The organism is Arenibacter palladensis, assembly GCF_900129275.1.
Taxonomy (GTDB): domain Bacteria; phylum Bacteroidota; class Bacteroidia; order Flavobacteriales; family Flavobacteriaceae; genus Arenibacter; species Arenibacter palladensis.
In genome coordinates this window covers 613,086-627,046 of sequence record NZ_FQUX01000002.1, presented here as the reverse complement: position 1 = coordinate 627,046, position 13,961 = coordinate 613,086, and the positions used below count along the sequence as shown (strand labels likewise).

15 protein-coding genes are annotated in these 13,961 nt (G+C 39.8%); 6 read left to right on the top strand and 9 right to left on the bottom strand.

Annotated elements, in window-relative coordinates; genetic code table 11:
- Positions 1-96 precede the first annotated feature (96 nt).
- From fabG to BUA60_RS08650, 8 genes are all read right to left on the bottom strand, one after another.
- A complete protein-coding gene (fabG, locus tag BUA60_RS08685) occupies positions 97-846 on the bottom strand; it encodes a 3-oxoacyl-[acyl-carrier-protein] reductase (RefSeq protein WP_072861349.1) in 750 nt (249 codons plus the stop codon).
- Positions 847-1,033: 187 nt separating this feature from the next.
- Positions 1,034-1,906, bottom strand: a complete 873-nt coding sequence (gene sucD / locus BUA60_RS08680) for a succinate--CoA ligase subunit alpha (protein ID WP_072861348.1) — start codon at positions 1,904-1,906, stop codon at positions 1,034-1,036.
- A gap of 73 nt (positions 1,907-1,979) precedes the next feature.
- Positions 1,980-2,912: a UDP-3-O-(3-hydroxymyristoyl)glucosamine N-acyltransferase gene (locus tag BUA60_RS08675; RefSeq protein ID WP_072861347.1), complete on the bottom strand. Its 933-nt coding sequence runs from the start codon at positions 2,910-2,912 to the stop codon at positions 1,980-1,982.
- A 49-nt stretch (positions 2,913-2,961) separates the two neighbouring features.
- The gene (gene efp / locus BUA60_RS08670) at positions 2,962-3,528 is read right to left on the bottom strand and encodes an elongation factor P (protein WP_031444160.1); all 567 of its coding nucleotides are present in this window, start codon (positions 3,526-3,528) and stop codon (positions 2,962-2,964) included.
- Positions 3,529-3,534: 6 nt separating this feature from the next.
- Positions 3,535-4,320: an acyl-ACP--UDP-N-acetylglucosamine O-acyltransferase gene (lpxA, locus tag BUA60_RS08665; protein WP_072861346.1), complete on the bottom strand. Its 786-nt coding sequence runs from the start codon at positions 4,318-4,320 to the stop codon at positions 3,535-3,537.
- A gap of 5 nt (positions 4,321-4,325) precedes the next feature.
- Positions 4,326-5,726 carry a bifunctional UDP-3-O-[3-hydroxymyristoyl] N-acetylglucosamine deacetylase/3-hydroxyacyl-ACP dehydratase gene (locus tag BUA60_RS08660; protein ID WP_072861345.1) on the bottom strand — a complete coding sequence of 467 codons (1,401 nt, stop codon included), beginning with the start codon at positions 5,724-5,726 and terminating at the stop codon, positions 4,326-4,328.
- Positions 5,727-5,728: 2 nt separating this feature from the next.
- Complete coding sequence (gene lpxD, locus BUA60_RS08655; protein ID WP_072861344.1) at positions 5,729-6,745, bottom strand: UDP-3-O-(3-hydroxymyristoyl)glucosamine N-acyltransferase; 1,017 nt, start codon at positions 6,743-6,745, stop codon at positions 5,729-5,731.
- A 23-nt stretch (positions 6,746-6,768) separates the two neighbouring features.
- Positions 6,769-7,947 carry an HD domain-containing protein gene (locus BUA60_RS08650; RefSeq protein ID WP_072861625.1) on the bottom strand — a complete coding sequence of 393 codons (1,179 nt, stop codon included), beginning with the start codon at positions 7,945-7,947 and terminating at the stop codon, positions 6,769-6,771.
- A gap of 88 nt (positions 7,948-8,035) precedes the next feature.
- Between BUA60_RS08650 and porX the strand changes: the two genes are divergently transcribed.
- From porX to BUA60_RS08620, 6 genes are all read left to right on the top strand, one after another.
- A complete protein-coding gene (porX, locus tag BUA60_RS08645; RefSeq protein WP_072861343.1) occupies positions 8,036-9,580 on the top strand; it encodes a T9SS response regulator signal transducer PorX in 1,545 nt (514 codons plus the stop codon).
- Positions 9,581-9,663: 83 nt separating this feature from the next.
- Entirely contained in the window at positions 9,664-10,074 is a 411-nt protein-coding gene (gene tsaE, locus BUA60_RS08640) for a tRNA (adenosine(37)-N6)-threonylcarbamoyltransferase complex ATPase subunit type 1 TsaE (RefSeq protein WP_072861342.1), read from the top strand.
- A gap of 209 nt (positions 10,075-10,283) precedes the next feature.
- Positions 10,284-10,472 (top strand): hypothetical protein, encoded by a 189-nt coding sequence (locus BUA60_RS08635; protein WP_072861341.1) that lies wholly within the window; start codon positions 10,284-10,286, stop codon positions 10,470-10,472.
- Between the two features lie 92 nt (positions 10,473-10,564).
- Positions 10,565-11,122 carry a hypothetical protein gene (locus BUA60_RS08630; protein ID WP_072861624.1) on the top strand — a complete coding sequence of 186 codons (558 nt, stop codon included), beginning with the start codon at positions 10,565-10,567 and terminating at the stop codon, positions 11,120-11,122.
- A gap of 57 nt (positions 11,123-11,179) precedes the next feature.
- Entirely contained in the window at positions 11,180-12,379 is a 1,200-nt protein-coding gene (locus BUA60_RS08625; RefSeq protein WP_031444151.1) for an alanine dehydrogenase, read from the top strand.
- 3 nt (positions 12,380-12,382) lie between these two features.
- Complete coding sequence (locus BUA60_RS08620; protein WP_072861340.1) at positions 12,383-12,763, top strand: hypothetical protein; 381 nt, start codon at positions 12,383-12,385, stop codon at positions 12,761-12,763.
- On the opposite strand, the gene BUA60_RS08615 is transcribed toward BUA60_RS08620, so the two are convergent.
- The gene (locus BUA60_RS08615; RefSeq protein WP_072861339.1) at positions 12,760-13,926 is read right to left on the bottom strand and encodes a proline dehydrogenase family protein; all 1,167 of its coding nucleotides are present in this window, start codon (positions 13,924-13,926) and stop codon (positions 12,760-12,762) included. The two genes, BUA60_RS08620 and BUA60_RS08615, sit on opposite strands and share 4 nt — an antisense overlap.
- Between the last annotated feature and the right edge of the window lie 35 nt (positions 13,927-13,961).

Sequence of the window (13,961 nt, the reverse complement as noted above, 5' to 3'; positions counted from 1 at the left end):
TATGCAACATATAGCCGGGTCGGCACGCTGCCAAGTTGTACCTATAATAAGTATTTTTTACAGCTAGTTCAAGGCTTATCTGGCTCAAAATAAAACCTAGGTGAGCATCCCTCCATCCACATTTAAAACTTGTCCTGTGATATAGGCCGAAAGATCCGAAGCTAAAAACAGACAGGCATTGGCTACATCTTCGGGTTGACCCCCTCTTTTTAATGGAATTCCATCCCTCCATCCCTGTACTACCTTTGCATCCAACTTATCTGTCATTTCTGTTTCAATAAAGCCGGGTGCAATAGCATTACATCTTATATTTCTAGAACCAAGTTCCAAGGCTATGGATTTGGTAAACCCGATCATTCCGGCCTTGGAAGCGGCATAATTTGCCTGGCCCGCGTTACCTTTTACCCCTACTACACTACTCATGTTTATTATGGAGCCACTTCTTTGTTTTAGCATGGTTCGCTGAACGGCCTTTGTCATGTTAAAAACCGATTTTAAATTTATTTCTATTACAGAATCAAAATCATCTTCGCCCATTCTCATTAAAAGATTGTCTTTGGTGATACCGGCATTATTGATCAGAATATCGATTACGCCCCCAAAATCTTCCAATACTTGGGCCACCAATTTTTCCGAATCCTCAAAACTGGCGGCATTGCTCTTATATGCCTTAGCTTTTACACCGTAGGCACTTAACTCTTTTTCCAAGGCCAAAGCCGGGGCTTCACTGGAACTATATGTAAAGGCAACATTGGCACCGTGCTTGGCGAAGACTTGTGCTATTCCAGTTCCGATCCCCCTGCTTGCTCCGGTGATTATTGCATTTTTTCCTTCTAGTAACTTCATCTGTCTTTAGTTTCTTAGTTGATAATCAAATATAAGTTATGTTTTAGCTGTTTTAAAATTTTTACCTTAAATGCTGGTATAAAATTTTAAGGTCCCGGTATTTCCAGGCAAAAAAAATCCCGTTTATCCTGAAGAATTCCGAAATAATCGGCACAGTATAAACGGAATAAAATTTATTGAACGGGAGTTATCCCAATACTTGCTTTACTTTTAAACCAATTTCGGCAGGTGAATCCACAACGTGGATTCCACATTCCCTCATAATTCTTTTTTTGGCCTGGGCCGTATCATCACTACCCCCAACTATGGCACCTGCATGCCCCATAGTTCTACCTGCTGGAGCTGTTTCACCGGCAATAAATCCAACTATTGGCTTCTTACTGCCACTTGCCTTATACCATTGTGCGGCATCAGCTTCCAATTGTCCACCTATTTCACCAATCATAACCACACAAGTGGTTTCTGGATCATTGATCAATAATTCTACCGCTTCTTTTGTGGTTGTGCCAATTATTGGATCCCCGCCTATTCCAATGGCAGTGGTAATCCCAAGACCCTGGCGTACAACTTGATCTGCAGCTTCATAGGTTAAAGTTCCGGATTTGGAAACAATTCCTACATTACCCTTTTTAAAGACGAAGCCGGGCATAATGCCTACTTTGGCTTCCCCTGGGGTAATTACTCCAGGACAGTTTGGACCTACCAATCGGCAGTCCATATGTTTAATATAGTCATATACCTTCACCATATCGGCTACGGGAATACCTTCTGTAATCGTAATTATAACTTTAATTCCAGCGCTAGCAGCTTCCATAATTGCATCTGCAGCAAAAGCCGGTGGAACAAAAATGATGGTGGTATCGGCCCCAACTTTTTGAACGGCTTCTTCAACTGTATTGAACACAGGTTTTCCCAAATGCTCTTGTCCACCTTTCCCCGGTGTTACCCCACCAACCACATTGGTGCCATATTCGATCATCTGTTCAGCATGAAAAGTACCTTCACTACCTGTAAAACCTTGAACAATAATTTTGGAATCTTTATTTACTAAAACGCTCATTATATATTTGGTTTAATTGATTCTTGCAAAAATAAAGTTTTGAAAAGGAATTCTAAACTATTCTCCTGCATATTTATTTTTCTAATTTTTTTAATATAAAAGGGATTTGCTTAACATAGGCCAGCTGTTTTAATTTTTCCCTTGATTCCTCTGCTGGACTCCCGAAATAATACGCTCCACCTTCCAAGGATTTGGAAACCCCTGTTTGTGCCAGAACAACGGCCTTTTTTCCAATGGTGACGGCACTTGTTATCCCCACTTGTCCCCATAAGGTAACTTCATCTTCTATGATGACACAACCAGCAATGCCGGTTTGGGAGGCTATTAGGCATTTCTCCCCAATTACGGTATCATGGCCTACCTGGACTTGGTTGTCCAACTTTGTTCCTTTTTTAATGGTCGTATCTCCAGTAACCCCGTTGTCTATAGTGCAAAGCGCACCAATGTCAACGTTATCACCAATGACTACCCTTCCTCCCGAGATTAGTTTATCGTATCCTTCCGGCCTTTTTTTGTAATAAAAGGCGTCCGATCCCAATACCGACCCCGAATGAATGGTAACATTGTTACCTATTACGCAATTATCATATATCGATACATTGGAATGGATAAGGCAGTTATCGCCAATTACTACATTGTTTCCAATAAAGCAATTGGGTTGTATCACAGTTTCCTTACCAATTCTGGCAGAGCTGGAGATGTTGTTTTGGGCCTTGATAAAAGGCTTAAAAAAAAGAGTTAGGATGTTGAAATCTCTAAAGGGATCATCGGAGATCAATAATGCCTTCCCTTCCGGGCAATCCACTTTTTTGTTGATCAAGACAATGGAAGCTGCACAGTTTAGGGCCTTGTCATAGTATTTAGGATGATCCACAAATACGATATCACCTTTTTCCACAACATGGATTTCGTTCATGCCCAACACGGGAAAATCATCATGACCTACATATTCGGCATTGATTATGGTCGCAATCTGGTTAAGCGTATAAGGAGATGGAAATTTCATAGTAAGGTTCTTATGCCATTATGCAGCAAAAAGCGTGGTGAAAACTGTTTTATTCCTTAACACGCTCCATATAAGCGCCTTTTTCCGTGTCAATTTTTATTTTATCGCCTTCATTGATAAACAAGGGAACATTTACGGTCGCTCCAGTTTCAACCTTGGCAGGTTTGGTTGCATTGGTCGCCGTATTGCCTTTAACTCCTGGTTCAGCATAGGTAACCTCCAAAATAACACTTGCCGGCATATCCACTGAAAGCGGCATACTGTCCTCTGTGTTGAAAAGTATGGTTACCACTTCGCCTTCCTTCAATAAATTAGGCGCATCCAAAGAACTTTCTTGAAGTGTAATCTGGTTGTAGTCGTCCGTGTTCATAAAATGGTAGTTTTCCCCTTCTGCGTATAAAAATTGATAGGAGCGGGTTTCTACACGTACATCCTCAATTTTTGAACCACCGGAAAATGTATTGTCCAATACTTTTCCAGTACTTACACTTTTAAGTTTGGTCCGTACAAAAGCAGGACCCTTCCCCGGTTTTACATGGAGAAATTCAATTATTTTGTAAATGTCGTTGTTGTACCTAATGCACAATCCTTTTCTAATATCTGATGTTGATGCCATAAAATTCTAATTAGTACTGAAATAACCTTTCATGATTCCTCTTTGGGAATCCCTTATAAATTGTAAAATTTCATCCCTTTCCGGAGTAGCCTCCATTTCTGCCTCTATAATTTGAACAGCTTGGGTATTGTTGTAATTCTTTTGATATAGTATTCGGTAAATGTTCTGTATCTCCCGAATTTTATCGGACTCAAAGTTTCGTCTTCTTAGTCCCACGGAATTGATACCGACGTAAGATAAGGGTTCCCTTGCTGCTTTTACAAAAGGAGGCACATCCTTTCTCACCAAGGAACCGCCCGTTACAAAGGCGTGGCGACCAATGGATACAAATTGATGTACGGCCACCAAGCCGGCCAATATTACATTATCCCCAATGGTTACATGTCCGGCCAAGGTGGAATTGTTGGAAAAAATACAATTGTTGCCTACCAGACAATCATGCGCAACATGGCAATAGGCCATTATTAGACAATTATCGCCAATAACCGTTTTCATCCTATCGGAAGTGCCCTTGTGTATGGTGGCACATTCCCTTATAGTGGTGTTGTTGCCGATTATGACCGTGGTGTCTTCGCCTTCATACTTTAAATCCTGTGGTGGTGCAGATATGACGGCGCCAGGGAAAATATTACAGTTTTTTCCAATTCGTGCCCCTTCCATTATGGTAACATTGGAACCAATCCATGTGCCATCCCCAATTACTACGTTATTGTGAATGGTTGTAAATGGTTCTACTACAACATTTTTGGAAATTTTAGCTCCAGGGTGAATGTAAGCCAGTGGTTGATTCATCCTTCTTATTTCTTTTTAACAATTTGAGCCATCATTTCAGCTTCGCATACCAATTTACCATTGGCATAGGCATAGGCCTGCATGTGACATATACCTCGTCTTATGGGTGTAATTAAACTACAGTGGAAAATTAAGGTGTCTCCGGGAAGAACCTTTTGCTTAAACTTTACATTATCGATCTTCATGAAAAGTGTAAGGTAATTTTCGGGGTCCGGAACAGTACTCAGAACCAAAATGCCTCCAGTTTGCGCCATTGCTTCAACCTGAAGTACTCCGGGCATTACCGGGGCGCCGGGGAAGTGACCTACAAAAAAAGGTTCGTTCATGGTCACATTCTTCATTCCTACCACATGTTCGTCGGACAGTTCCAGGATCCGATCTATGAGCAGGAAAGGAGGTCTGTGTGGCAACATGTCCATAATCTGATGGATATCCATCAATGGAGGTTTGTTTAAATCATATTGGGGTACATGGTTCCTCTTTTCCATTTTAATGATTTTGGACAATTTTTTAGCGAACTGTGTATTCACAAAATGTCCGGGCTTATTGGCAATAACCTTCCCTCTGATCCTTGTTCCGGTCAAGGCAAGATCGCCAATAACATCCAATAACTTATGTCGGGCAGCTTCATTGGGTTGGTGCAGTGTTAGGTTATCCAAAATCCCGTTGGGCTTTACCGATAATTTCTTTTTATTAAAAGCCTTTTCTAGCTTTTTCATGGTTGAATCGGAAATCTCCTTGTCTACATAAACAATGGCATTATTTAAATCGCCACCCTTTATCAAGCCGTTTTCCAACAACATTTCAAGTTCGTGCAAGAAACTAAATGTTCTGGCATCCGCTATTTCAGATTTAAACTCGCTCAAACTCTCTAAGGTGGCATTTTGGGTACCAAGTACTTTGGTGCCAAAATCTACCATGGTAGTTACCTGATATGTGTCTGATGGGATAATAGTGATTTCACTACCGGTTTCCTCATCTTTATAAGATATAACATCTTTTACAATAAACTCATCCCGTAAGGCATTCTGCTCTACGATTCCTGCTTCTTCCAGTGCTTCTACGAAATACTTGGAAGACCCGTCCATTATTGGAGGTTCCGGGGCATTCAACTCTATAAGGACATTATCTATTTCCAGACCTACCAAGGCGGCCAAAACATGTTCCGAGGTTTGGATCTTTACCCCTCGTTTCTCCAAATTGGTACCCCGTTGGGTATTCACTACATAATTGGCGTCGGCTTCTATTACGGGTTCACCTTCCAGATCCACACGCTTAAAAGCATAACCAAAATTTTCAGGGGCAGGAACAAACTTTAATGTTACATTTTCCCCTGTGTGCAATCCTACACCCTTAAGTGTAATTTCCTTTGCAATTGTCCGTTGTTTTGTAGTTGTATTACTCACCGTCAATCCTTTTTTTCAATGTGTTCTAATCTATTTATTATTTTGGGCAGATTTTTAAAATGTACATAGGATTTATTGTAATCCCCATAATTCAATGCCGGGGAGCCCTGTAATATTTCATCGTCCTTGACATTTCTTCCAATACCGGACTGTGCCTGTATTTTTACCCTGTCCCCTATTATAATATGACCAACAATACCTACCTGCCCCCCTATCTTGCAATACTTGCCAATTTTAGTGGATCCGGCTATCCCCGTCTGCGCGGCGATTACGGTATGTTCCCCAATTTCAACATTGTGGGCTATCTGAATTTGATTATCCAATTTTACGCCCTTTCTGAGAATGGTAGAGCCCAAGGTGGCGCGATCGATCGTTGTTCCCGCCCCAATGTCAACATTGTCCTCAAGAATAACGTTTCCGGTCTGTGGTACCGTTATATATTCTCCATTTTCACTTGGAGCAAATCCAAAGCCATCGGCTCCCAAAACTACTCCGCTATGCACCACGCAGTTGTTGCCAATAAGTGTTTCTGAATATATTTTGGCACCTGCAAAGATGACCACATTATTGCCTATGGTAACGTTGTCACCTATATAGACATTGGGATAAATTTTTACATTGTCCCCTATCTTGACGTTATTGCCCAAATAGGAAAAAGCTCCCAAATAAAAATCCTTCCCATGGGTAGCGGTATCCGCTCTAAAAACGGGTTCCTCAATGCCAACTTTGTTATTTTTTACCTGGTTGTAATATTCCAAAAGTTTGGAAAAGGATTTGTAGGCATCATCCACTTTTATCAAAGTGGTCTCTAAATGGTGATCTGGAACAAAGTCCCTGTTTACAATGGTTACAGATGCTTTTGTAGTATAAATAAACGAAGTGTATTTTGGGTTTGCCAGAAACGTAAGTGCTCCTTTTTCACCTTCTTCTATCTTCGCCAATTTATGTACAGCTATCTCTGGATTGCCCTCCACATCCCCTTCCAATATACCCGCGATTTGGCTTGCTGTAAATATCATGGAGACAAAAGTAAGAAAAATAGTTAAACGGAAACTTTAGGATAGCACATATAATATTTGGTAACGGTCTTGGAAAGCGTTTTCAAATATTGTTGATCTGAGGCCTTGGCTACATCCGTAGTTCTACCGTTACTCCGCAGAATGTTTATATTCTGACTTTTGGAGTTGTAGGCCTGGTTTTCAATTTTTCCTGAAAACACAAAATAGGCCGTTTCTTCATCTGTTAATTGATGTTCGTTTTTGAAACTTAAAAAGTGTTTGTTCAGTTTAGCTTCGTTAATAGGTTTATTCTTTAGTTTTACGTGTAACAACCTACGGTTAATGATCATCTTACATAGTTTTGACAATACAAAATCGTCATGATCCTGCCAGCTTTTAATGGCCCACAAAATATCTACATCATCCAATTGGGCAAACAAATCCAACTTATCCTGGGAAAATTCTTCTTTCGGAATTTTGTTTTCCATAAAGAATTTAAGGGCACCGTTAAATGGAACGTTTTCACCCTTGCCCAACAATTCCTTGGCCCTTTGCAATATTTTTATCAAAAGCTGTTCGGCTACCAATCCGGTTTTGTGCAAATAAACCTGCCAGTACATAAACCGCCTTGCCATTAGGAATTTTTCAACCGAGTATATTCCCTTTTCCTCTATCACCAATTCGCCATTTAGAACATTCAACATGGTAAGGAGCCTTTCGGAATTTATATTTCCTTCCGCCACCCCAGTGTAGAAACTATCCCTCTTTAAATAATCCATCCTGTCCATATCCAGTTGACTGGAGACCAATTGGTTTAAAAACTTCTTGGGATATTGCCCTTTAAAAATGGCAATGGCCGTGCTCAACTTTCCTTTATATTTTTCATTTAGGGCTTCCATGAACAATAGGGATATATGTTCATGATTTACCCCTTCCACTATACTGTGTTCCATGGCGTGGGAAAAAGGGCCGTGTCCAATATCATGTAATAATATGGCGCATAGGAGTCCGTCCTCCTCTTCCTTTGTAATTTCGATGGACTTGAACCTTAGGACCTGAATGGCCTGTTGCATTAAGTGCATACTGCCCAGAGCATGGTGGAAACGGGTATGATGTGCCCCTGGATAAACCAGATAGGACAACCCCATTTGGGAGATTCTCCTTAACCGCTGAAAATAGGGTTCAGCAATTAGATTAAAGATTAGTGCATTGGGTATTCCCATAAATCCGTAAATTGGATCATTGAAAATTTTGAGCTTATTTGATTTTATCAAAACCAGAATTCTTTACGCAGGCAAATATAAGGACTAAATGAACAAGATTACAATACTTTGGGTAGATGATGAAATAGATTTATTAAAACCCCACATCTTATTTTTAGAGGGCAAGAATTATAAAGTTATAACTTGTCTAAGTGGTCGGGAGGCTTTGGATGAATTAAAGGAAACACATGTCGATATTGTTTTTTTGGATGAAAACATGCCCGGTATTTCCGGCTTGGAGACATTGAACGAAATAAAGGTGATCAATAATTCCCTTCCAGTGGTTATGATAACCAAAAGTGAAGAGGAATTGATTATGGAGGAGGCCATTGGTTCTAAAATAGCGGATTATTTAATTAAGCCGGTAAACCCCAATCAAATTCTGTTGTCCCTTAAAAAGAATCTGGACCATTCCCGATTGGTCTCGGAAAAGACCACGGCCAACTATCAACAGGAATTCCGGAAAATTGCCATGGAATTGGCTATGGTGAATAGCCATGAAGAATGGGCAGAACTATATAAAAAACTTATTTCCTGGGAATTGCGATTGGAGGAAATAGAAGATTCCGGAATGTTCGAAATACTGGAGTCCCAGAAAACAGAGGCGAACCAACAGTTTGGAAAATTTGTGGAAAAAAATTATCCCAGTTGGTTTAATGATAAGGATGGTCCCATAATGTCCCACACCCTCTTTGGACAGTTGGTTAAACCAGAATTGAAGGATAACAAAACATTATTGGTGGTCATAGACAATTTAAGATATGATCAGTGGTTGGCTTTTGAAGATACCTTAAACTCTTTCTATAGGAAACGTAAGGAAGTTCCGTATTTCAGTATTTTGCCCACGGCCACCCAGTATGCAAGGAATGCTATATTCTCTGGGCTTACGCCATTGGATATGGAAAAAAAATACCCGCAATGGTGGAGAAATGATACAGAGGAAGGGGGCAAGAATCTTTTTGAAGCGGAGTTTCTTGAAGCACAAATAAAGCGTTTGGGACTGGAATTGAAGTGGGAATACCATAAAATAAGCAGTTTGAAACAGGGGAAGCACCTTTCCCAAAATTTTAGGTCCCAGAAGGAAAACGACCTTACGGTTATAGTTTACAACTTTGTGGATATGCTTTCGCATTCCAAAACAGAAATGGATGTTGTGAAGGAATTGGCCGCTAACGATAAAGCTTACCGTTCCTTAACACAGAGTTGGTTTAAAAACTCTCCTTTACTGGAAATAATACAGCAGGCACAGGGTCTAGGTCTAAAATTGATCATTACTACAGATCATGGTACTATTAATGTAAAACAGCCTTCCAAGGTAATTGGTGATAAGGAAACAAGTTTAAACCTTCGTTACAAGACTGGACGCAGCCTAACCTATGAAGAAAAGGATGTGTTGGAAGCAAAAGATCCTAAGAAAATATTCTTGCCCAATATTAATGTGAGCAGTTCTTACATATTTGCCAAAAATGATCTGTTCTTTGCCTATCCCAATAATTACAATCACTATGTTAGTTATTATAGGAATACCTATCAGCATGGCGGGGTTTCCATGGAGGAAATGATAATTCCCTTTGTCGTTTTGGAACCAAGGTGATCGTAGTATTATGGCATTAATGAAATTTGTATTTTAATAAATGGGGAATAGGATTTAACTTGCGCAAATTTTAATGTTTTAAAATGACTATTTCCTATACTATTTCCCAAATTTCCGACGTGGCCCAACAGCTGATTGCTAAAGTCCCTAATAAAACGCTATGCTTTTATGGGGAGATGGGGGCCGGAAAGACTACCCTAATAAAAGCTTTGGTAAAAGAGTTGAAAGGTAGTGGCTCTACAGGCAGTCCAACTTTTGGTATTGTAAACGAATATCATAGAGAGAATGGGGAGTTGCTGGGGTATCATTTTGACTTTTACCGTTTAAATGATGAATCGGAAGCCTGGGATCTTGGCATGGAAGAATACCTAAGTAGCGATACATGGATTTTTATGGAATGGCCAGAAAAAATAGAAGGATTACTTCCGCCTGACAGAGCCGAAATTAGAATAGAAATTTTGGATGAAAAAACCCGGCAGCTTTCAATGATGTAGTTGCTATTTGGTTTCATTTTTACAATCTAGGAATTGGGCCATGGTAAATTTCAGAAATTATGTTGGCCCAGCTGAATATCAGGGCTAAGCGGCAGGTTATATTTTTCCGATGAAATGTATAATTTTATCGATGTAATACATGTTATGTGGTTTTTTTTAATATTTTTGTTTTTACATAAACCCTTTATCGAACTTAAATTTAAAAAACCATGAACATCAAAAAAGTTACCCTAGGCTTTGCTCTTGCGGCATGTATTTCATTAATGAGTATCTCCTGTACCCCTAACACTGCTGCTGAAGACGATTCATTATATGAGCAAAATATTGATATATTAAAAATTAAGGTACCGGCGAATGGTATAGACATTTTAAAGGTAAAAGTGCCTAAGAACGGTTAAGGCATACTTTTCATATTTAGATGGGCTTCTATATACTAGAAGCCCATTTTTTTTGTTATAATAGGAGTAAAACAATTACCCACTTGACCAATATGTTCAAACCGTTCCGCAAACTCGACCAAAGCAACAAAACAAAGAAGTCGAGAAGTCTTCTCATAGGAAGTATTGTAGCGGTCATCATTGCCTTGACGCCCTTAATATTTTACTCTTACAAGTTCTTCCCTTCCGGAAGTACATTGGACCTCTATTTTTATACCTATGAAAGTAAATATCAGTTAAGTATAATTACCGTCATGTGGCTGTTTATGGCCAAATTTGTGCCCTTGGTGCTCTTGATATTATGGTTCTTTACCTGTAAGCACTGGTGGTATCACGTGTTGTTAATTCCGATAGCCATGTACGTCTTTCAGGTTGTTTCTTTAATTTACGAAGATCGGTTTATAGATGAGGTCGAAATATTTTGGTTGTTGCCTATTATGATAGTGGTAATACCCTTTGTTTATTTTATTCGCTTAAAATTGTTCGACAAGCATGTTCTTGGCATTGATTTGGAGGCAATGGACCGCGAATTAAAGGCCTACAAGGAAAAAGAACTTAAAGAAAAAGAGCGACTTCAAAAAGACGAAATGGCAAAAGAAAAATTATTGTAATTTTGATTTTGGATAGTTCCGATACATATCGGTATATATCCGACAGATTTACAGCATATGAGCCAACATTCCTCACCGTTTAGCAAGCAGCAATTACTGCCCCAAGAAGAAACTTTGGAAATCCTGAGACAAAAAGGAGAGCTTTTTATTGGGATTCCAAAAGAAAACCAATATCAGGAAAAGAGAATTTGCCTTACCCCTGACGCCGTAAATGCAATAACGGCCAATGGACACAGAATTCTAATTGAATCCGGAGCTGGAGATGGTGCCAATTATTCCGATGTGGATTATACCAATGCCGGGGGCGAAATAACAAGGGATACCAAGAAAGTTTTTGCCTGTCCAATAATTTTAAAGGTGGAGCCTGCTACCTTACAGGAAATCCAGTTGATCAACCCGCAATCCACCATCATTTCTGCCCTGCAGATCAAGACCCAAAGTAAGAAGTATTTTGAGGAACTTGCCAAAAAGCGGATTACTGCCATTGCCTTCGAATATATTAGGGACGACGATGGTAAATATCCGGCGGTGCGTTCGTTGAGTGAAATAGCAGGTATATCTTCGGTATTGATCGCTTCGGAAATTATGGCAGCTACAAACAAAGGTAATGGCCTTATGTTTGGAAATATAAGTGGTGTCCCCCCAGTTGAGGTGGTCATTATAGGAGCGGGCACTGTGGGTGAATTTGCGGCCAGATCGGCCATAGGACTAGGGGCCAATGTAAAGGTTTTTGACAATTCCATTACCAAATTACGGAGTATCCAGACCAATTTAAGACAGACTGTTTACACCTCCACCATACAGCCCAAAAACTTATTGAAGGCATTAAAGCGTTGCGATGTGGCCATTGGTGCTACCCGGGGAAAAGACCGATCGCCCGTTGTTGTAAGTACTACCATGATGGAACAAATGAAGAAAGGTGCGGTAATTATCGACGTGAGTATCGATATGGGTGGCTGTTTCGAGTCTAGTGAGGTTACTACCCATGACAAACCAATAAAGGTTAAAAATGGGGTATTGCATTATGGAGTCCCCAATATACCTTCAAGATATCCAAAAACAGCTTCCATTTCCATTAGTAATATTTTTACCCCCTATTTACTGAAGATTGGGGAAGATGGTGGTTTTGAGAATGCCTTGCGATTTGATAAGGGCCTGCGCAACGGTCTATATCTATATCATGGTATTCTGACCAATAAATCCGTTGGAGAGTGGTTCGACCTCTCATACAGCGATATTAATTTTCTTATTTTTTAATTTATGGCATTTTTAAAGCGTTTGGGCTTCTTTCTTTTTGGATTATCTATTGGCTTGGTTTTTTTGACGATTTTTTTAAAGAAAAAATCACAGGAAACCGGTACCGAATTCTGCTACTTTCCAAATTGTAGGACCTTAAAGGATATCAGGACCAAGCAAATTTCCTATTCGGACGCCATTGTTCAATTAATTCAACAAAAGGAATTGGACAGTACCGATATTAACGGTTTTTTATATAATGGTGATGTAGACTTTGGCAAAAGCGAAACCAAGACCAAACCTTGCAAAACTTATTTTATTGAGGGCATGGTGAAGGAAAAAACGGCTATCTTGAAAGTGAAAAATTGTTCCGAAAAGGCCATCATAGAAAGTGTTGCCTTTTAGATTTTTCTTCGCTTCCGTTCTTTTTTCAATAAGGTGAGTTCCCGGCTGGTTTGGCCCGCTACAGAGGTGTTTTCCTCCGCCCGTCGTATTAAATAGGGCATTACGTCCTTCACTGGTCCAAAAGGCAGGTATTTGGCTACATTGTATCCTTCTTTCGCCAAGTTAAAGGATATATGGTCGCTCATGCCATAAAGTTGTCCAAACCAAATTCTAGGGTCGTTGTGTTCAATATTCTTGGCCTCCATTTGTTCCATCAACCGGTAGCTGCTTATCTCATTATGTGTTCCTGCGAAAAGGGACATGGTATCCAGATTTTCCACCATGTAGGCTACTACATTATCAAAATTTTCGTCGGTTGCTTTTTTGGATTCACAGATCGGGGATGGATAACCTTTTTCCTCGGCCCTGTCATTTTCTTTTTCCATATAGGCCCCACGGACCACTTTCATTCCAATAAAATAATTGTTTTCTAGGGCATCCTTATGGAGTCTTTTTAAATAATCAAGGCGGTCCCATCTATAGGTTTGCAGGGTATTGAAAACGATAGCTTTCTTTTGGTTGTATTTCCGCATCATTGCTTCCGCCAGTTCATCTGCTGCCCCTTGCATCCAGCTTTCCTCCCCATCTATCAAAATAGAAACTTCTAGGTCATGGGCTTTTTTACAGACCTTGTCGTACCTATTAACAACGCGTTGCCATTCTTCTTTTTCATCTTTGTGAAGGCTGTGGCCCTCCGTAATCTTTTGATAAAGTTTAAAACGTCCAAAACCGGTTGGTTTGAAGACTATGAAAGGTATAGCCGCATATTCTTTAACAAAATCGAGGGTTTTTAAGGCTTTTTCATAGCAGGAATCCAGCTGATTTTCCACTTCTTGCCCTTCTACCGAATAATCTAAAATGGTGCTTACTCCCTTTTCGAACATTTTATCGGCTACCACCAAACATTCTTCCTCGTTTACTCCTCCACAGAAATGATCAAAAACACTGGCCCTGATAAGTTTTTCAACTGGTAAGTGTGCCTTTATAGCAAAGTTGGTTACGGCAGTGCCTATTTTAACCAAAGGTTCGTTGGCAATGAGTTTGAATAAAAAATATGCCCTTTCTAATTCTGAGTCCGTTTTAAGTGCAAATGCGGTTGCCGTGTCCTCAAAAATTTCCTTCATTCCTATGAATTTATTAAGGATTCAAATATAAGTAC

Bases quoted from the DNA above. Each gene is read 5' to 3' on its own strand.
- tsaE (WP_072861342.1), top strand. From the start codon at position 9,664: ATGACTATTTCCTATACTATTTCCCAAATTTCCGACGTGGCCCAACAG.
- lpxA (WP_072861346.1), bottom strand. From the start codon at position 4,320: ATGAATCAACCACTGGCTTACATTCACCCTGGAGCTAAAATTTCCAAA.
- lpxD (WP_072861344.1), bottom strand. From the start codon at position 6,745: ATGATATTTACAGCAAGCCAAATCGCGGGTATATTGGAAGGGGATGTG.
- BUA60_RS08630 (WP_072861624.1), top strand. From the start codon at position 10,565: ATGTTCAAACCGTTCCGCAAACTCGACCAAAGCAACAAAACAAAGAAG.
- BUA60_RS08650 (WP_072861625.1), bottom strand. From the start codon at position 7,947: ATGGGAATACCCAATGCACTAATCTTTAATCTAATTGCTGAACCCTAT.
- BUA60_RS08625 (WP_031444151.1), top strand. From the start codon at position 11,180: ATGAGCCAACATTCCTCACCGTTTAGCAAGCAGCAATTACTGCCCCAA.
- BUA60_RS08620 (WP_072861340.1), top strand. From the start codon at position 12,383: ATGGCATTTTTAAAGCGTTTGGGCTTCTTTCTTTTTGGATTATCTATT.
- BUA60_RS08675 (WP_072861347.1), bottom strand. From the start codon at position 2,912: ATGAAATTTCCATCTCCTTATACGCTTAACCAGATTGCGACCATAATC.
- BUA60_RS08615 (WP_072861339.1), bottom strand. From the start codon at position 13,926: ATGAAGGAAATTTTTGAGGACACGGCAACCGCATTTGCACTTAAAACG.
- efp (WP_031444160.1), bottom strand. From the start codon at position 3,528: ATGGCATCAACATCAGATATTAGAAAAGGATTGTGCATTAGGTACAAC.
- BUA60_RS08635 (WP_072861341.1), top strand. From the start codon at position 10,284: ATGAACATCAAAAAAGTTACCCTAGGCTTTGCTCTTGCGGCATGTATT.
- fabG (WP_072861349.1), bottom strand. From the start codon at position 846: ATGAAGTTACTAGAAGGAAAAAATGCAATAATCACCGGAGCAAGCAGG.
- porX (WP_072861343.1), top strand. From the start codon at position 8,036: ATGAACAAGATTACAATACTTTGGGTAGATGATGAAATAGATTTATTA.
- sucD (WP_072861348.1), bottom strand. From the start codon at position 1,906: ATGAGCGTTTTAGTAAATAAAGATTCCAAAATTATTGTTCAAGGTTTT.